Origin of the sequence: Vibrio sp. TH_r3, from assembly GCF_033101115.1 — a bacterium.
Taxonomy (GTDB): Bacteria; Pseudomonadota; Gammaproteobacteria; order Enterobacterales; family Vibrionaceae; genus Vibrio.
In genome coordinates, this window is the sequence record NZ_JAWMPW010000006.1 from 109,624 (window position 1) to 129,795 (window position 20,172).

Annotated in this window: 14 protein-coding genes; 2 read left to right on the forward strand and 12 right to left on the reverse strand. The window is 38.2% G+C overall.

The window, feature by feature from the left end; genetic code table 11:
* Window positions 1-6: 6 nt before the first annotated feature.
* The 4 genes from R3X26_RS08060 to matP form a co-directional block, all read right to left on the reverse strand.
* A complete protein-coding gene (locus R3X26_RS08060; RefSeq protein ID WP_317716728.1) occupies window positions 7-1,356 on the reverse strand; it encodes an MATE family efflux transporter in 1,350 nt (449 codons plus the stop codon).
* A gap of 206 nt (window positions 1,357-1,562) precedes the next feature.
* Window positions 1,563-2,909 carry a diguanylate cyclase gene (locus tag R3X26_RS08065; RefSeq protein ID WP_317716730.1) on the reverse strand — a complete coding sequence of 449 codons (1,347 nt, stop codon included), beginning with the start codon at window positions 2,907-2,909 and terminating at the stop codon, window positions 1,563-1,565.
* Window positions 2,910-3,012: 103 nt separating this feature from the next.
* Complete coding sequence (locus R3X26_RS08070; RefSeq protein WP_317716732.1) at window positions 3,013-3,321, reverse strand: DUF3634 family protein; 309 nt, start codon at window positions 3,319-3,321, stop codon at window positions 3,013-3,015.
* A gap of 14 nt (window positions 3,322-3,335) precedes the next feature.
* A complete protein-coding gene (matP, locus tag R3X26_RS08075) occupies window positions 3,336-3,785 on the reverse strand; it encodes a macrodomain Ter protein MatP (protein ID WP_317716734.1) in 450 nt (149 codons plus the stop codon).
* 164 nt (window positions 3,786-3,949) lie between these two features.
* Here matP and R3X26_RS08080 point away from each other — a divergent pair, with 164 nt between their 5' ends.
* Complete coding sequence (locus R3X26_RS08080) at window positions 3,950-5,608, forward strand: Lon protease family protein (RefSeq protein ID WP_317716736.1); 1,659 nt, start codon at window positions 3,950-3,952, stop codon at window positions 5,606-5,608.
* Window positions 5,609-5,672: 64 nt separating this feature from the next.
* The gene (gene fabA, locus R3X26_RS08085) at window positions 5,673-6,191 is read left to right on the forward strand and encodes a bifunctional 3-hydroxydecanoyl-ACP dehydratase/trans-2-decenoyl-ACP isomerase (protein WP_317716737.1); all 519 of its coding nucleotides are present in this window, start codon (window positions 5,673-5,675) and stop codon (window positions 6,189-6,191) included.
* Between the two features lie 144 nt (window positions 6,192-6,335).
* On the opposite strand, the gene rmf is transcribed toward fabA, so the two are convergent.
* The 8 genes from rmf to R3X26_RS08125 all read right to left on the reverse strand — a co-directional run bounded on the left by rmf (window position 6,336) and on the right by R3X26_RS08125 (window position 20,000).
* Window positions 6,336-6,509, reverse strand: a complete 174-nt coding sequence (gene rmf, locus R3X26_RS08090) for a ribosome modulation factor (RefSeq protein WP_317716738.1) — start codon at window positions 6,507-6,509, stop codon at window positions 6,336-6,338.
* Between the two features lie 143 nt (window positions 6,510-6,652).
* Window positions 6,653-8,539, reverse strand: a complete 1,887-nt coding sequence (locus R3X26_RS08095; RefSeq protein ID WP_317716739.1) for a DUF3466 family protein — start codon at window positions 8,537-8,539, stop codon at window positions 6,653-6,655.
* Window positions 8,540-10,459, reverse strand: coding sequence for an ABC transporter ATP-binding protein (locus R3X26_RS08100; protein WP_317716741.1), 1,920 nt, complete (start codon window positions 10,457-10,459; stop codon window positions 8,540-8,542). It abuts the gene before it with no gap.
* On the reverse strand, window positions 10,437-10,688 hold the full coding sequence (locus R3X26_RS08105; RefSeq protein WP_317716743.1) for a glutaredoxin family protein: 252 nt from the start codon (window positions 10,686-10,688) through the stop codon (window positions 10,437-10,439). Before R3X26_RS08105 ends, R3X26_RS08100 begins: the two co-directional genes overlap by 23 nt.
* A complete protein-coding gene (rlmKL, locus tag R3X26_RS08110) occupies window positions 10,672-12,810 on the reverse strand; it encodes a bifunctional 23S rRNA (guanine(2069)-N(7))-methyltransferase RlmK/23S rRNA (guanine(2445)-N(2))-methyltransferase RlmL (RefSeq protein ID WP_317716745.1) in 2,139 nt (712 codons plus the stop codon). Before rlmKL ends, R3X26_RS08105 begins: the two co-directional genes overlap by 17 nt.
* A 590-nt stretch (window positions 12,811-13,400) precedes the next feature.
* Window positions 13,401-13,943, reverse strand: coding sequence for a cell division protein ZapC (locus R3X26_RS08115; RefSeq protein ID WP_317716747.1), 543 nt, complete (start codon window positions 13,941-13,943; stop codon window positions 13,401-13,403).
* A gap of 155 nt (window positions 13,944-14,098) precedes the next feature.
* Window positions 14,099-15,109 (reverse strand): quinone-dependent dihydroorotate dehydrogenase, encoded by a 1,011-nt coding sequence (gene pyrD / locus R3X26_RS08120; protein ID WP_317716749.1) that lies wholly within the window; start codon window positions 15,107-15,109, stop codon window positions 14,099-14,101.
* Window positions 15,110-15,155: 46 nt separating this feature from the next.
* Window positions 15,156-20,000, reverse strand: a complete 4,845-nt coding sequence (locus tag R3X26_RS08125; protein ID WP_317716751.1) for an NAD-glutamate dehydrogenase — start codon at window positions 19,998-20,000, stop codon at window positions 15,156-15,158.
* Between the last annotated feature and the right edge of the window lie 172 nt (window positions 20,001-20,172).

Genomic DNA, 20,172 nt, shown 5'->3' on the forward strand with positions numbered 1-20,172 from the left:
GAGCTATTAATCAAAATTGAGTTTATTGGCTTGTTCACTATTAAACTCTTTTACGGTTTTTCTTGCCAAAGCCCTAAACGGAAACGCTTTCACTATTTCTTCAAACGGTTGAACAGCAAACGCCCAAAATATTGAACCATCAAATACAAAAATAATAATAGCCAATAAGGGAAGAGAAATAATCCATTGGCCAACAAAATTAATTTTGAATACCGATGTCGTTTTACCAACTGCTCTCAATATGTTGCCGTGTATGGTGTTATAACCACGCACAAGTGGTTGAAAAATATACAGCGGTGCAATAATCGATACCGCTAAATAGGTTTCGGAAGCAAGCTCAGTATAAAGGTGCGGGAAAACATAATGAACACAAACAAAGAACAGGCTACAAAGTACCGAAAGCCAGACGGCAATATCGATACTTGAATTAACCGATTTTTCAAGTTGTCCAAGTTTACCAGAACCAATTTGTTGACTGATTAATATAGCAGAAGCATAAGACCATGAAGAAATAATCCTGCCTCCGGCTTGGATCCATGGATAGAGTAGGGTAATAGCGACGTATTCGTTGATATTCAATTGAGAATAGAGCAGCAAATAAAGTGTCGCCCCAATCGCTAAAATAGTAGTATTGGCAGCAAAGGGCAGAATCTCAATAATATGTTTACGAGTATTTTGCATAAAGGCGTAGAGCTGATTTGGTAACGTTAAGCTAAGACTCGAGGTATTTATTAGGCAGTATCCAAGGAAACATGTGCGTAGAACTATAGCACAAACACTACCTAGAGCAGCACCTGATACGCCCATATCTAATTGATAAATAAACAAATAAGAAAGGACAGTATTAAAAGGCATTTCAATTAAATAGCCTTTAAAAGGGATCTTAGTTTTGCCCATGCCATTAAATAAGGCGATTGTAATTTGGGTTAATGCGGTGAAAAAAATCACATATAACGAAATATCTAGATAGCTATAAGCGAGTGTGCGAATGGAATCTGGTTCTATGATCCAGTCAACAATGTTATCTCCAAAAATGAGAATGATCAGCATAAATAAACAGGCAAAACCACTGGAAATAGATAAACCTGCAAAAAATCCATTATTCAGATTTTTAATATTAGCACTACCGTAAGCGCGACTTAAGATAATTTGGCTTCCCATCGCTAAAGCCATTTGCATGCTAAGAACGAAGGAAACGATCGTAGATGAAACGCCCATCGCAGCAACCGATTCTTCTCCCAAGGGTGAAACCAAAAGAGTATCGATCATTAACATGGACTGCATTAGCAGACCGTTCAATGCTAAAGGCCAAGCCAAAGCAATGTTTTTTTTAGTATAAGTATCTAGAAGTGCCATTGATAAGTTTAATTTGAAAATTGAGATAAGAAGATTAGTAGTATAATAACATAAAAAATAACAGCTTAAATAACTTAGCTTAATAAGCTAGTGTTAAGAAGCAACCATCATCTAGTTAAATTGCAAATCCTATTTAACATAAGATACATAATGCGCACTATATAATATAGAACATAAGTTGCACTTAATATATTGAATTGGTTATATTAATAACTCTCTACTTTATTACGGCCCGCATTTTTAGCATTATATAATGCCTTGTCTGCATGATTGAGTAAATCTGCGAAGCATTCCTGTTTATCTAGCACTGCCACGCCAATACTGACTGTGATTTGCACTGTATTACCTTGCGCATATAGCGGAGCTTTATAAATCAGAGATCTTATTTGATTGGCAATTTCTATCGCTTTGTATTGATTCGTATCTGGTAATATAATTGCGAATTCTTCTCCACCAATTCTTCCTATTACGTCTGATTCTCTTAGTACGCTGTTACAAGTATTCACAAAATGAACTAACGCTTCGTCACCAAACCTATGCCCGTATGAATCGTTGAGTTCTTTAAATTTATCGAGATCGAGCATCAGCACGGATAACGATTGACGTTGATGTTGTTGAATTTTTAACTCACGATTACCTATATCCATAAAGTATCGACGATTTTTAATTTGAGTTAAGGGATCGGTTGTTGCTTCTTCAAACAATTTGTTCTCATACTCTAATCTGTTTTCCTGGTCCTTATTGAGGATATAACGAGTTATCGCTACAATCATCACAGTGAAAATCAACAATAGAATGGCTACAATCGGTAATATTTCTTTGCTTGGAGAATGTGACTCCCACTTCAAAGAGGCAATTTTTTCACCTAAGGGTGACAACAATATATATTTATTGTTTTCGGCTGCGGTGTTTAAGCTTAAGGTTAAGTCTTTCAAATGAAAGTTAGCGCTCAGTGTTGCTAAATATTCTGGATCTATCTTTTTGCCTATAGCAATGTAGGTGCCGGCTTTAGGTGTATCTAAGTTTTCATCTATTAACGGGCCGCCTACTACTAAAAACAACGTATTATCGATACGTATAATTCCATCTGTCGTTTGAGTCACTCTGTCTAATTGTGCTGATGAAGTGATAAGTTCGGAAAGTCCATTTTGCATTATATCGTTAAAGGTTAAATGCTTCGCGTCGTGACTTACTATAAAATAGGCAGGTTTATTGCTGTTACGCACACCTAAACTGAAATCAAACTGGTTATTTTCCATTAAATACAAACCAGAATTGTTCTCGATCCATTCGATATCATTTTCGACAATAATTTTTTGATAAGCTTCATCCCAATATGAGTATTCTTCTAAAATACGTCGTGCAGTTTGGCTTTCATTTGATATAGCAAGACTGGCTCGTTCATGAAGATCACTACTGGCTTGCTTATCTAACGAATTTAATAAAACTATTAAGGTGAAAATAATGGCAGTTGTCATTGCGAGTAGTAGCCAAGATACGATGTAAACAACAGATTTTGTTGATATAAAACCTTTATATATAAATTTTGCCACAAGTTGCCTACCTTAGATTTAATCTAACAAAGTGATATCTATATATTAGGTTACTATAATGTATATTGAGAACAGGAAAATAGCTTGTTTACTCAAATAGCTTCTATGCCCTTTTTTTATGCTTAGATTTAGGGCTTTGATGAGGAAAGACATTTCGTATTCTTTGTTGGACTTTATGGGGGACATTTTTTGAAAATTTTAGTTTAGTCCCTGATCGCGTGGTATAAACTTTTACAACCCCGCTAAATGGTGTTTTGTGGCCGATTTCTTTACAGTTTTGTGCAAAACCGTGTGGCAAATTCCCTTTATGATCAACGATTGCTCCATTTACGAATCTCAATGTTAATTTAGGCCTATCTACTGCCACTAGCCAGAAAATAAGTAATGCAGCAACAATTATCACGTATAACATATCCATCACCTTTGTTAATCACCGAGTAACTTACTCAAATCTTCTTTTAAACTGCTGACTTTTTTGCTTACTTTTTCTGTACGTGAAGCTTCAGTAACCAAGTATTCAATCGCATCAGACAAAGTACATCCAAGCTCGTTTGCTCTTGCCGATAATTTTTCCCATACTCGATAATCTAAATCGATAGATTTCTTTTTAGTATGGATCTGCTCGGCATTAAAATGTCGTTTTCGTTTTGCCCTAATAGCTTGTTTTAGTTTATTTTCTAGTTCAAATGACATGTGACTATCTATCCATTCTAAAACTAGAATTGGCTCACTTTCTATCTCTTTTAATAATTGCACTGCGCGATCAGCCTCACTGCTATCTATGTGTCTTGTTATAGCTGTTCCATCTTTCCATTTATTGTGTAGATACTGCCACTTCCAGCCACATTCAAGATTTTCAAGTTGTTGGTATTTCATGATTATTATCCGATACTTTACCTAGTGACAGCGTAACCCAAAATGCTATCTTTAGACAAGTATTGTTATGCTTTTTGTTTTTAAAACTGTTAACTCAGATAATAACTATTAGCCTGGTGCATTTTTATATATAATCAACGCCCTTTTCACTATTTTAGGCCGAAATGAAGCAAGAAGATTGGCGTTCAGTCACACTACAGTTTGATAAATATGAAGCTATCATAGATAGTTTTCCAACCTTATCCCCGTTATCTTTCTTTGATCTCCAGCCAAGGCTAAGAGCAGCATTACTTCGCTTTGAACAGTTACATAACTGGACTAAAGTTTTGCTTATTAATTCACCGGACAATGCTATTTATCGAAACGCAATTCTAGATGCAATTCATGATGAACATTTAGTACCGGATGAACGAGTTGTTGTTAAAGCTGAAACTTTAGAAATTCGTTCTATTTTAGGCGAATATAAAGCTAAAGATGGAAAAGTCGAGTCAGTGGCACCGGGTTTACTACGAAAAGCTCATGGTGGCTATTTAGTTGTCTCTGCTAATTTAATTATGGCTAATCCATCTTCCTGGATGGTGTTAAAATCAGCTTTATTGGGTGAATCGGTTTCGCCAGTTAGTGTTGATACAAAACACATAGCGATAGACCCCCCTACACAAAAAATTGATGTTAAGCTGATTGTTATTGGTGACAGGGAGCAGTTGAGTGAACTAGATTATTTTGATTCAGATATGAATTCTGGCTTTTGCATGTTTAGTGAGGTTGAACTCGAAAGCAAACTCAATGAAATAACGCTTACTGACTATTTAGCTTATTTAAAAGGATTGATTAAAAGTTTTGGCTTGCCGAGTTTAGACTCTTCAGGCATTAGAAGGCTTCTTACCGCTGGCACTAGAGAATGTGAAGACCAACATGCGATTCCTCTATGTTTGCAGTGGCATAACGCGTTGTTAAGTGAAGCTGCCTTACAAGCTAAAGAAGGAATAATCTCTGAAGATGAAATTGATAAGGCGCTCAACGACAAGTATTTCAGAGAATCGTATTTACCTAAGCGTGCGCTTGATGACATTTTAGATGGCCAAGTTATCATCGAAACAGATGGCGAACATATTGGACAAGTCAATGGTTTGACTGTCGTAGATGTTCCAGGTCATCCAATTTCTTATGGTGAGCCGGCAAGGATCTCCTGTGTGATTCATTTCGGTGATGGTGATATCTTAGATGTAGAAAGAAAAGCCGAGTTAGGTGGCAATCTTCACGCAAAAGGTATGATGATAATGCAAGCTTTGGTCAGTACCGCATTAGACTTAGATGAAGTGCTCCCCTATTCTGCGTCTATTGTTTTTGAGCAGTCGTACTGCGAAGTAGATGGCGATAGCGCGTCACTCGCTGAGTTTTGTTGTTTAGTGAGTGCATTGTCTGAAACACCTCTTAACCAACAATTAGCAGTTACGGGTGCGGTTGATCAATTTGGTCGTGTCCAAGCGGTCGGAGGATTAAACGAAAAAATTGAAGGTTTTTATCATGTATGCAAACATCAAGGTTTTACTGGCAATCAAGGTGTTATCCTGCCTAAATCTAATTTAAAGCATTTATCCTTAGATAAAGATGTTATAAATAGTATTAAACAGGGTCAGTTTAGTATTTGGGCTGTAGAAAATGTTGACCAAGCGATTGCTTTGATTACCGGTAAGCAATTTAGAGGCGAGAGTGATGATGCTATCTTAAATAGAATATCGGATAGAATTGCCTTTTTTAATCGTAGAGAAAGTCATGGTTCTTTCTTTCAGCGTATCCTCAATCGTTTTATAACTAACTGATCGGACTTGATTAGCGTACATCTGTTCACTAAGATGCACCTAATAAAATTTGGAGTATATAAAAATGCAAAACAGACGTAGCTCGTATAACCGTGAAGATTTACTCGCCTCTAGCCGCGGTGAATTATTTGGCGAAGGATACCCACAACTTCCAGCACCAAATATGCTAATGATGGATAGGGTCACATTAATGACCGAAGATGGCGGAGAATTTGGCAAAGGTTATGTTGAAGCTGAACTCGATATCTCTCCTGATTTATGGTTTTTTGATTGTCATTTTCCAGGCGACCCTGTTATGCCAGGGTGTTTAGGTCTAGACGCGATGTGGCAACTAGTAGGATTTTTCCTTGGATGGGTTGGCGGCGAAGGTAAAGGTCGCGCGTTAGGTGTCGGAGAAGTAAAGTTTACAGGACAAATATTACCGACTGCTAAAAAAGTAACGTATCAAGTAAATATGAAACGTGTGATTAATCGTAAACTTGTTATGGGTTTGGCAGATGCACGAGTTCTTGTTGATGGAAAAGAAATTTACGTTGCGAAAGATTTAAAAGTAGGACTTTTTAAAGATACATCGACCTTTTAAGATTTTAGGTTGGATGTCTTCGCTTAGCTTTATAAGCAGCTTACGGGCTGTTTATTTTGTCACAAAATATTTAGTTATAGTGCGTTATAGTTTATATATTAGGCCTCTTAATTCGAGGCCTGATATTACTAAATACTGTTCAGATTATTTATAGAGACCTGAATTTTTATCATCTCTTGCTTCTCGCCATCCGCCTAGCCAAAATGACTTAGCATCGGTTTGCTGATACGGGCATTCATCCATCGACTTTCCATTAAGTCCCGCTTTATAACCTTGAGATTGTGCTCTTTCATGGCGATCGCGCTTTTGTCTCTTCATATTGTCGTCCTTTAGCTATTATCAATTTGAACGTGTATGGAGTCAGCAACTCCACAATTAATATTGGTTCAACATTGGCTATTTCTCAAGGGTAAAAAAAAACGGATTCAAAAATTTGAACCCGTTTCATTTATTTGCACAATTTATCGATAACGTCTGAAACTAAACAAAGCTAACAGTGTCAAAGCAAGAAATCCGATACTTCCACCTTGTCTAGAAATCGTACTACTTTCTAACTTACGCTCTTCAATATCATCACTTATCGCTCCAGAAATAGGCACTAATTTAACAGCAATAATCTCTTCATCAGCCGAACCTTCGCCACAATACGCGTTGTGGGCGGTAGAATCATACTCGCCAACAGAACATTTAAGCGCTGTAGCAGATATAACGCCAGCATCATTAATATCAGATGCGTTGATGATACGATACTGATTGTTACTAGAGCTATACTCACCACCGTTGGTCAGATCATCAATCCACCAAGCTTGATTATTAAAAATAGCGCGTCGTTCAGTAACTGAACCAGTCCCTGAATATGGGTATATGAAGGCACGTTTTCTGCGCGCTTTACCATTCACTTCCCGATGAGTTTCAGCATCTATTTGGCCAACAATTTCATTGTAATTATTGATAGCGTTGGCTTCACCACCTGACCCAGTGAAAAATATGCCTCCACTGAAGAAGTTCGCACTAGGGCTACCGTTACTCGCATCCGCAATGAATAGACGATTATTAGCAGAACCCAATTCCGGCTTGTTTCCGTAGCGCTTCGCCTCACCAATAACCAATAAATTATTATTGATATCTTTAGCAACGGAATTACTGTGAATGTACTCACCACCAATTCGAACAGTAGCGTTGGTAATAAAGGTATTTGACCACCCATTTTCTTGAACAGAAAAATTAGATTTAGGATAAAAAACCGCGGCTTGCATTAATAATACATCGTTATATTCATCTGTATTAAAGCCAACAAGAACAGGTTCATCTTTATAGTCTCCTGAATCTGGAACGACCGCAGCTCGCACACTTCCCTGAGCAGAATAGTCGCCTACATTAGCATCATTAGGTGAGTCATGTTGCCACGATGCGACGCTCATACCACCCTCAGGATCCGTCACATCCCATACATAAGGTTTCATGGCAAATGCAAAATTCTGACATTCTTCTAAAAGTTCCGGATCATCAACTAAGCAGTTAGCTAAATCGCCGGAGTAATCTTTATCGCTATCAGAGTAGTTAAATGGGGCAATAGCGGCGGAACCGACTACATATTTAGCACCACCATATTCAAACCAATCGAACGACAGGGTTCTACCCATTTTGGCAACAATTGCAGCACTAGCATCTTGTTTTGGAAGTAACAAAGTATCGTCGTAAAATCCACGTTGGCGATAAACAATAGCAGCATTCGTTCCATTAGAAAAATAGCCACTACTTGTGATACCGATGGCTTTAGAATCATCATCTAACGCAGTTATTACGACATTTTTACTGTCGTTAATTGCGCTAAAACTGGTTGGTGTAACGCTAGAATCAGGCGCACCAACACTGGTCGAATCAATAAATCCAGATGCATTAGATTTATAGGTTCCTAGATCCCAAGCTTCGCGCTCGCGGTACAAGCCTCCTACTTGGTTATCGACATCGCCAAACCACTGATTTTCCGCCCATGCATCACAAGTTGCATAACCTAGTTCGTCTTCACAATAGTTTTCTAGGTCATTTTGATCAAGATAGAAAAACCGATTATCTATCCCAAAAGGCACTTCTTGCTTGTAGGAAAATCCAACATAAGATTCAAAACTATCACCCGCTAAGGTGAAATCAGATCCATCATTACAATCTTCGCTTGAACTAAAACACCCAAGTTCGTCACTACCAACATCACCAGATTCAATCGCTGTACCATAGGCTTCTGTACCGTCTGAAGATACCGGTACGACACGGTATAGTGCAGCGTTCGCCTGTGTTGACCCTAATACCAACAAAGCTAGTGCCGTTAATTTGAATTTATTACTACTCATTTAGTTATCAAGTTCCTGTTGCATAGCCTCTAACTCTTCCCATCTCTCAAAGGCTATTTCCAATTGTTGTTCTTGTGCTGCCAATTTATCTAATATAGGTTGCGTTTGCTCAACAGATTGAGCAAAAAACTCTGGCGTATTGACTTCTTGTTGAAGTTTTTCTATCGCCATTTCAAATTGTTCTAATTTTGCTGGCAGCTCTTCTAGTTCACGTACAAGTTTATACGATAATTTTTTTGTCTTAACGCTTTGCTTGGTTACTTTTGTCGGTGACTTAACAACATTTTGCTTTTTTTCAACGATTGGTGCTCTAGTTTTGAGTGCTTGTAATCGTTGTTGTTGCGCATCATGGTATCCACCAACAAATTCTTCTATTACACCATCGCCTTCAAAAATCCAACTTGTCATTACTGTATTATCAACAAACTGTCTGTCATGACTGACTAAAAGCAATGTACCCTGATAGTTGGCAAGCAAATCCTCTAAAAGTTCCAATGTTTCGATATCTAAATCATTCGTCGGTTCATCAAGAATCAATAGGTTATTAGGTTTAGTGAATAACCTAGCCAATAATAAGCGATTTTTTTCACCGCCAGACAAGGCTTTTACTGGTGTACGTGCTCTCTTAGGTGAGAACAAAAAGTCCTGCAAATAACTAAGCGCATGACGCTCTTTACCACCTATAGTGACTTCTTGTTTGCCATCAGCCAGATTATCAATAACGGTCTTTTCTGGATCTAATGTTTCTCTATATTGATCAAAATACGCAACCTCTAATTTGGTACCACAGCGTAATTTTCCAGACTGAGGTTCGAGTTGGTCGAGCAGCAATTTTAACAGTGTACTTTTACCACAGCCGTTTGGACCAATAAGACCTATTCTGTCACCACGCATAATATTAAAACTAAAATTAGATACGATTGGTTTGTTATCATATTCAAAACTAATATTATCAGCTTCAAAAACGATTTTTCCAGAACGATTAGAAGTATCAATTTGAATATTTGCCTTACCCTGCACTTCTAAGCGATCCGATCGTTCTTGCCTAAGTTTTTTAAGAGCACGAACTCGACCTTCATTACGAGTACGGCGAGCTTTAATACCTTGACGAATCCAAACTTCTTCTTGAGCTAATTTTTTGTCGAATTCAGCATTTTGCATTTCTTCAACTCGCAAAGCCTCTTCTTTATCGACTAAAAACTGCTCGTAGTTGCCAGGAAATGAAGACAATTTACCTCTGTCGAGGTCTACAATTCGAGTCGCCATTGATTTAATGAATGCTCTATCATGCGAAACAAAGATAATTGAACCACGGAAATCTTTTAAAAACCCTTCTAACCATTCAATCGTAGTGACATCTAAATGGTTAGTAGGTTCATCCAGTAACAACACATCCGGATCACATACCAGTGCTTTTGCTAACGCAGCTTTTCTCTGCCAGCCACCTGATAAATCGGTTAGCTTGGTATGTCCGTCTAATTTTAGTGCGGCTAAAACGTTTTTAATTCTATCTTCAAACCGCCATGCTCCAGTATGATCGAGCTCTTCTTGTACTTTTGCCAGCCGGTTAATGTTTTTCTCTGATGGGTCTTCAGCAATAAGATCTAAAAGATCTTGGTAGATCTTGAGTGTTTTACCTACCTCTGCTAAACCACTCGCGACATATTCTAAAACCGTACCTTGTTCATTTCTTGGTGGATCTTGCTCTAAACGAGAGACTACTACGTCCTGTGTTATCTGGTACTTACCGTCATCCATGATAACGTCTCCAGATAGAATTTTCATAAGAGTAGATTTACCTGCCCCGTTTCGTCCAACCAAACAAACTCGTTCATTTTCTTGTAAGGCAAAGTCTGAACCATCTAAAAGTGGAACATCGCCAAATGCTAAGTGACCATTATTTATGGTAAGTAATGCCATTTTGTTCTAACCAATATTTAAGTTGTTCATCATCAAACGGCCAATTTAACTCATTACCAGAACAATTAAGTACTGGAATAGTGACCGCGTAACGTAAAAATAGTTCATCATCGAATGCAATATCAATGATCTGAGGTGTTAATCCTACAACGTTTAGCATTGCTACCACTTGTTCACACAAATGGCAGCCGTCAGTGCTATAGAGTATAAGATTAGGCGTTATTATCATGAGTAATCAGCCAACAATTATGGATTTGTTTATTACGAGCAAAATCCATAGGGAGTGTTTTAGCCGAGATATTAACAGCAGCGAGCCCGGCTTGTTTTAATCCATCTAAATCCATTTTAAAGTGGCGTCTATTATTAGAAAATATGATCGTCCCCCCATTTCTAAGGAGTAATTTCAAATCCTTTAGCAGTGTTAGATGATCTCTTTGCACGTCAAACGTTTGGTCCATACGTTTTGAATTAGAAAACGTTGGCGGATCAATGAAAATAAGATCATAATCCTGACTACACTTGCGTACCCACTGTAAACAATCAGCATGTTCAAATCGGTGCTGTTCGCCAATCTTAACATTCAGCTTTAGGTTTTCTTTCGCCCACTCAAGGTACGTTTTCGACATATCAACCGTCATCGTTGATTTTGCTCCGCCAAAGGCGGCATGAGCCGTTGCCGATCCGGTATAAGCGAACAAGTTAAGAAAATCTTTTCCTTGCGCCATTTCACCAATAATGCGACGTGTAATTTTATGATCGAGGAATAAGCCAGTGTCTAGATAATCATGTAGGTTTACCAGCAATTTTACCCCATATTCTTGTACTTCAAAATTGCGAGACCCTTCGCCTAGTTTTTGATATTGAGACGTGCCTTTTTTCTTTTCGCGAGTTTTAAGTACCACGTTGTTAGCATTGATTCCTGTTACTTGAATAGCCGCGCGAATAACATCCGTTAACCTACGTTTTGCTTTCTCTTCCGGAATATCTTTTGGTGCAGCGTATTCTTGTATAACAAGATTGTCTAAATAAAGGTCAATCGCGACGTTATACTCGGGAAGATCTGCGTCGTAAATTCGATAACAATCGAGTTGTTCTCGTTTCGCCCACTTACCAATTTTCGCCATGTTCTTTTTTAAGCGATTAGAAAAATCAGGAGCGATTGATTCATCAGATGACGCATTTTCCGTACCAATTGATGAAGTGGCTCGACGTTCACTAATTGAGTAATTTTTTTGGTGACACGGTAACGCCCCATTTTGCAGCTTATACTGTTTATCGGCTCTCATCCTCAAACAACTCAATAGTTCGTCTGAACTGGAGAAAATGGACGCTTGGCTACCCGCGAAGTTCGCTTTTAACTGTGCTCCCAAAGACGTATATAAAGCAATTAAGCCAGGTTCTGTTCCCAACCTTTCTCCATATGGAGGATTAGATACAATAACACCCGTGTCGAAACCTTCAGGGCGAGTTAACGCAGCAGCATCAGCGCAAGAAAATTCAATGACATCAGTTAAGCCAGCTCTTTTCGCATTAGCTCTTGCAATAGTTAATACACGCTTATCATTATCGAAACCAAAAAATTTGGTCTCAATATTTCTTAACCCTTTGCGCCCTTGTACATTTGCTTCAGCTTTTAATTGAGCCCATACTTCGGGTTCAAAATCGTTTAGTGCTTCAAAAGACCATGTTTTTCTCAACACACCTGGCGCCATATTGGCCGCCATCATCGCAGCCTCAATCAACAAGGTTCCTGAGCCACATAGAGGATCCAATAACGACACCCCCTTTTTCCATCCACTACGCATAACAATTGCTGCAGCAAGTGTTTCACGTAATGGAGCCTTACCAGCTTCAGTTCTATAACCACGTTGATGTAAACCTAAACCTACTAAATCTATACCTAAAATCGCTTTATCACGATGAAGCCTGACATGAATACGAAGGTCTGGTAGCTCTTTGTTAATTGACGGTCTTGTTAAGTTTTTCTTGGTAAAACTATCAACAATGGCATCCTTAACTTTCATCGCACCATATTGACTGTTTCTAATCTGATTGTTAGTTCCGTTAAAGTCGACGACAAAAGTTTTGTCACTGCTAAAATGAGACGACCAATTCACTGCCGAAGCAGTCAAATAAAGATCCATATCATCTTGGCAGTTAAATTCTGAAAGTACACGTACAAACCTAGAAGCAATTCGGCTCCACAAGCAACAGCGGTAAATTTGTTGGTTAGTTGCTTTAAATTTCACCCCTGCTTGTACAGGTTTAACATCAACTATTCCGAGTGTTTTAAGTTCTTCGGCAAGCAAATTTTCTAAGCCATTTGAAGTAATCGCTAAATATTGGTTCATATCTGTCTTAATCAGCAAAAAAATGGCCTTGATTATACCTGATTAGTAATTCAATTAAGAAATAAAACACCGATAAATCTTAGTTAAATAACTTCGTTGATTAAAAAGCCACCGCTTAATTTTCACTGACGCACAAAAAATGAATTGAAGCGCACCATAAACTAATTTCACTCAAAAAATGAAGTGAGCATTTACTTCTTAAATCATGCTTCCAATTTTTAAGGCTTACAAGCGTAGTGAATACTTATTCAATCAAAAATTGGTATAGACCAAATGGGTTTTTGTCATGAAAATTTATTACATTTAGCTTTAAAATGGGAATTTTTCTGACAATACTGTTCAAAAAAACAACTATTGTCGGGTGGGTAGGAAATAAAAAAATTTTGATTTGGCAGGCATGTCTCAGCAATGAGAGTCAAATTCTATCGAATAGAGATCATAATGAGTATTTATTAGTCATTAAAACTGACGTTGGTATAGATATTTTCATCATAAAAAACAATGCACCAATGTCGTGGAAAATAAGGCAAAAAAAATCGACCACTTAGGGTCGATGTAAATACAACAAGGGAACAGGAACGAACTAGATATTAACCAACTAGTGCGACATTTAATGAGTCAAATAGGTGATTGGCGCAAGCCATACGGTTGTGCATAACCTTTATAGCTTCACCAAATTTAAGCTCTTTACAACCATCTAACGTAAAAGGAGCATCTTCAACAAGTGCACACAAACTGGCGTTGTCACCTACTTCTATCACCATGAAGTAGCCTTCTCCATAACGATTTTTTAAATGAATGATATCGCCTTCACAAGGTACATAGTCAGTCTCTTGCAAGTCGAAAAACCAGCTCTTAGGTAGAACTGGTTTATGAAAACGTTTGGCAGCAACGCAGTTAAGCGTTAATTCAGCTTGTCTAGGCTCAGATAAATCTAATTTGGATGCTTTTTGTTTGAATTCTTGGAATGCAGAAGCATCATCAACAGTAAAGTCTGTATCAGTATAGGCGCAATCTACCAGCAACTTGTTTGGGATATTGACTCTAAACAGCATGTCATTTCCAAGGTCCAACATCAGAGCTTTCTCTTGCTCGTCGTAAAACCAATTCCATGTATCTCTTGGTTTAAGCATCGTTCCGTCTCTATTATTTTGTGTATTCCGTCTCTAGGTTGACTGTAATTTCACCTATTTCAACTAACGAAAATAATTCTACAAGTAGAAAAACAAAAAAAAAGAGGAAATAAAATTCCTCTTTTCCATAAAAACAATGATGTAAACGCTTAAAGTTAGATATTCTTTACAATGTCTTTAACTAAACCCGGCCCATGATAAATAAACCCAGAATAAACTTGAACCAGTTTAGCGCCTGCAAGCAATTTTTCTTTTGCCGCAACAAAAGAGTCAATACCACCAACGCCAATAATCGGAATATTGTCCCCTAACCTAGCATACAATAGACGCACAACCTCAGTACTTCTTTGTTGGACAGGGCGACCACTTAAGCCACCCGCTTCGTTAGCGTGTTTCATCCCTTTTACCAAATTTCTATCAAGCGTCGTATTAGTCGCAATCACTCCATCGATTTGATGGCGAAGTAATGAATCACATATCTGTTCAATCTCTTCGTCATTTAAGTCTGGGGCGATTTTAAGTGCCAGCGGAACATATTTCCCATGCAGTTTTTCAAGTTCAGATTGTTTAGCTTTTAACTCAGCTAACAATTGATCGAGTGCTTCACCATATTGGAGTGTTCTCAACCCCGGTGTATTAGGCGAAGATATATTAACGGCGATATAACCTGCATACTGGTAAGTTTTTTCCATGCAAATTATATAGTCTTCCGTACCTTTCTCGATTGGGGTATCTTTATTCTTTCCAATATTAATTCCTAAAACACCATCGTAAGATGCTTTTTGAACATTGTCGACAAGGTTATCTACCCCATCATTATTGAACCCCATTCGATTGATCAAACCCTCTGCTTCTGTCAATCGAAACAACCTTGGCTTATCATTACCCGGTTGTGGTTTAGGCGTTACAGTTCCTACTTCAATAAAACCAAACCCCATTGCACCAAACGCATCGATACATTCACCGTTTTTGTCTAACCCTGCTGCAAGGCCGACAGGATTTTTGAATGTTAATCCCATACATTCGACCGGTCGTTCTGGTAAATGCTGACGGTAAAATAGATCTAATGGTGTACCTTGAATCCGTTTAAAATTTTCGATGGCGAGATCGTGTGCTTTCTCGGCATCAAGTTGAAAAAAGCCAGTCCTGGCTAGACGGTAGAGCATGTACGCCTCCGATAAAAAAAGCCCCGTATAAACGGGGCTGTATTATTTACTTATTTTTAGAACAATTCAAATTTAATAACATCAGTTCTCGCAATGCGACCGAAAATTTTGCAAATTCATGCACCGAACCGACCTTGAATTCATTGAGAATACTTTCCCAACGCTGTAGTGCTGTCTCGTTACTTGTCATCCATTCCTCTAATGCTGTTAATGGATCCAATGAGTCACCTTCCGCACAATTACAACTCAGCACTAATGCTGTTAGTTGTCGCTGTTGCCAATCCAGATCTTCGCGGAACGCTGCTCTGGCCAAGGCTTGCCAGTTATTATCAACCGCTTGAGTATTAATCTGTTTCAAGAACCAATGTAACGAAAGTCTGTCACCTAAATTGAAGTATAATTTGGCCGCATCTTCAACACTGTAGCCAGTCTCTTTCGCGACAGCAGAGATATCTAAAGCTGAATTTAAACTGGATAAACGCGATACATGTTGAGCTAATTCTGACTCAACCCCCTGCTCAATCCAAGATTGAGCAAGCTGATTATGTTCTTCAACTTCCTCTGTCACTAAGCATTGGTCAAGAACTCGACGAACAGCATTCACATCGCTCTTATAAGTTTCAATCAATTGGCTAACATTAAACTGACCGGGATTATTTCTAATCATCCAGCGCGATAAACGACGTAAGGTTCGTCTTACATGAAAAATAAGTTCATATTGCGCTTCAGCAGTAGCAATGTTATCTAGTTTACCAATTCGTTTTAATATTTCTTCAAAATTAAATATCTCACGCGCCGCAGCATAAGAGTTGGCAATTTTAACAATGTCTGCGCCAGTCTCTTCCTCCAATCGAGTGACAAAATTACACCCCATTTCGTTTACCATTTGGTTGGCTAACGAGGTCGCTATAATCTCACTTTTTAGCGGATGATTGTCGGCATGAGCAATATAGTTACAACGTAACTCTTCTGGGAAATATCTAACTAATGATTGCTTATGGTATTCATCAGATGAAATAGCATCAACAACCAATTGTTCTTTTAGCACCATTTTGCCATAGGCAATCAACACTGAAAGTTCGGGTCTAGTCAATGCTAAACCTTTTTTCTCACGTTCTAATAAAGTTTCATCGTCGGGAATATATTCTAGCGCTCGGTCTAAATAACCGGCTTTTTCTAAAGTATGAATAAAGCGCACTAATTCTTTTACTAACCCTGTGCCTTGATATTCAGTGACAGAAATGGATTCGGATTGACGATACGCATCATCAAGTACAATTTCTCCTACCTCATCTTCCATCTTAACTAGAATTTCGTTGCGTTGTTTGGTAGTCAAATCGCCAAGTGCAACGAGTCCATTGAGAAATATTTTTATATTTACTTCATTATCTGAGCAATCTACACCACCCACATTATCAACGAAATCAGTATTTACCCGACCTCCATTCAATGCATATTCTATCCGGCCACGCTGAGTAAACCCTAAATTACCTCCTTCACCAATAATTTTAGTTTTTAATTCTGAGCCATCAATACGTAGTGCATCATTTGCTCTATCACCAACGTCGGTATGCGTTTCGGTCGATGCTTTAACATAAGTCCCAATGCCACCATTCCATAAAAGATCCACGTCCATTTTTAAAAGCATCTTAATAAGATCATTAGGTGCTAACGATGCTTTACGTGTTCCGAGCATTTTTTGGATTTCAGGGGTTAACTTGATCGACTTAGATCGACGAGAGAAAACACCGCCCCCTTTAGAGATCAATTTAGGATCGTAATCTTCCCAACTTGATCGACCTTTATGAAATAAACGATCTCTTTCTGTCCACGATTTGGCGGCATCTGGATTGGGATCGATAAAAATATGCAAATGGTTAAACGCAGCTTGCAACTTAATATGTTTAGACAATAGCATGCCATTACCAAACACATCCCCTGCCATGTCGCCGATACCTACACAGGTAAAGTCCGTCGTTTGGCAGTTAACCCCCATTTCTCTAAAATGGCGTTTAACCGACTCCCAAGCACCTTTTGCTGTTATTCCCATCGCTTTGTGGTCGTAACCATTTGAGCCACCAGACGCAAATGCATCACCCAACCAGAAATTATATTCATCCGACACTTGGTTGGCTAAATCTGAAAATGTAGCAGTTCCTTTGTCGGCAGCAACAACCAAGTAAGGGTCGTTTTCATCATGGCAAATGACATGAGTTGGATGAACGGTTTCCCCTTCAATAATATTATCGGAAACATCTAACAATGCACGGATAAATTGCATGTAGCAACGCTTACCCTCTGAAAATATCTCATCTCGAGACGACAAGTTGGCTTGCTTTTTACACACAAAGCCACCTTTTGCTCCTACTGGCACAATAACTGTATTTTTAACTTGTTGTGCTTTAACTAAGCCTAAAATTTCAGTACGGAAATCTTCTTGTCTATCTGACCAACGAAGTCCACCACGAGCAACTTTACCTCCGCGTAAGTGAACCCCTTCGATATCTGGAGAATAAACGAAGATTTCGAAAGCTGGTACGGGCTGCGGTATATCAGGAATTTCACTTGGTCTGAGTTTTAATGATAACCATGGTTTAGGTTTTTTATCTTGATCGGTCTGAAAATAGTTTGTTCTTAACGTTGCACAGATCATTTCCATATAACGACGAATGATCCGATCATCATCTAGACTCTCAACTTGATCTAATTGTTCGGTGATATGATTAATCAGATCAGATTGACCTTTATTGGTACCTTTATGTTTAGGATCAAAACGTTTGATAAATAGTTGCACCAAACTTTTTGCCAATTCAGGATGATTAGATAGCGTATCCTCGATATAGTTTTGACTGAACGGAAAACCGACTTGTCGCATGTAACGAGCATAACTTCTAACAATGGTAATTTCTCTGCCCGTTAGACCAGCACCAAGTAATAAACGGTTGAAACCATCACTTTCAAGTTCGCCAGCCCAAATAGAGGCAAAAGCTTGTTGAAATCTCTGTTGTGACTCTCTCAAATCAATTTGAGCTTCACTCTTATGCAACATAGAAAAATCCAAGATCCAGTACACGGTTCCATTGGTTTTTCTAATTTCATACGGCGATTCTCCCACCACACGTAGACCTAAATTTTCTAGCATAGGCATTACGTCAGACAAGTGGATCGGATTATCTCTATGATACAGTTTTAAGTGGACAACTTTTGAATTCATGCCCTCTTCTTGAGGTCGATAAAACAACATGCCTAGTTTGTTACTGTCACTTAAACTTTCCAGCTTTTCAATATCCGCAACCGCAACACCTGGCATCACGTCTGATTTATATGAACTTGGAAATGCATTTTTAAATTCTTTGGCAAACGGCAACCCTCTACTTTCTCCAAGGTTAGCGATAATTGCGTCAGTTAGTCTGTCATCCCAAGTTGAAAAAGCTTCCATTAAGTTATGCTCTATAGTTTTTACGTCTACATTGAAATTATTGTTTTCCACTCGAACGATATAGTGTGTTCTGGCTATTGGACTTTCTGAAAAGTAAGTAGTGAAGTCTACTTCTTGGTCAGAATTCAAATGCTGTTTCAAAATCTTTTGCGTTTGTTTTCTTATTTCAGTGCTGTATCGCTCTTTTGAAACATAAACCATACAACTAAAAAATCGACCAAACGGGTCTTTTCGTACAAATAAACGTACTAGGTCTCTATCTTGCATCTGTACCACGCCCAAGCCAATTTTTAACAATTGATCTTCATCGGCTTGCAATAACTCATCACGTGGATAATTTTCTAATATATTGTGTAATGCTTTATACGAATGCGAACCTGCTCGATAGCCACTTGAATTAAGAATACGTTCAACTTTCTGACCAATAAGTGGAATATTAAATACACTTTGGTTGTAAACGGCCGACGTATATAAACCAGTGAATCGATGCTCACCAATTACTTTGCCTTCTTTATCGAATTTTTTTATGCCAATGTAATCGGTGTAAGCTGGTCGATGAATGCGTGATGGAGCATGGCCTTTTGTTAAAATAAGCAAATACGGTTTGATTGCTTCAACCTGTGCAGATTCTGCGAACTGAGTTAGTTTGACAGTACGGAGACGTTTTTTATTAGCAAAAAGCCCTAACCCTTGTTCTGCAGTAGGTTCTAATTGAAGACCTTCTTTATTTTCAACTAAGTCATATTCTTTATATCCCATAAAGGTAAAGTTATGTTTAGCTAGCCACTTCATAAACTGTAGGCTTTCTTGTAAGCGTTGTTTTTCTAGTGGAATATTATGAGCATTCTGTTCAGATTCTTGGATAACTTGTTGCAACTTATCTGACATAAGTTGCCATTGAGAAACGACCAATCCAGTATCAGTAAGGACAGCAATCAGTTCTTGTTTTAGTTTCTTCATTTCATCTGGATCATTTAAACGATCCACTTCAATATGGAATAACGATTGATATTCACCCTCACCATCGTTGACTGACACCACATCGCCACTTTTATTTCTCTGAATTTGCGTTGGCCCACTAAGCATAAAATGGCAAGTTAAACCTAATCTGGTTAATGCCATTTTTGTAGATTCAACTAAAAATGAACTGTCAGGCACGACAATTTCAACAATGGTGTGAGTGGACTGCCATCCATGGCGGCTAAAACTGGGGTTGAAAACTCGAACTGAAACGTCGCTCCGACTCGTCTCTGAAATATGATGCCACAAGCTTACTATTGCACCGTAAAGGTCAGAATCGTTACGATGAATTAAATCGTCTTGTGAAATATTGTTATATAGATGTTTCGCCAGTTGAGTAACCAAAGGTTTTTGAGCAAGTTCAAGTTTATCTTGAATAAGTTGATACACTTTTTCAAGAAGAACGGGTACAACCGTTTCTCGTGCGGCCATAATGCACTCCAAATTGTATTTTTGTTAAGGGCAAGAAATTGTGAATTCATGGAACAAGATACATGTTTCATTGTAAAATACTTATTGTATTTTGGTTAATGAATTGAGCATATAAGTGTCGATAAACATCAAAATTTGTGAGAGATAGCAGATTTAAGCTACTGAAATTTAA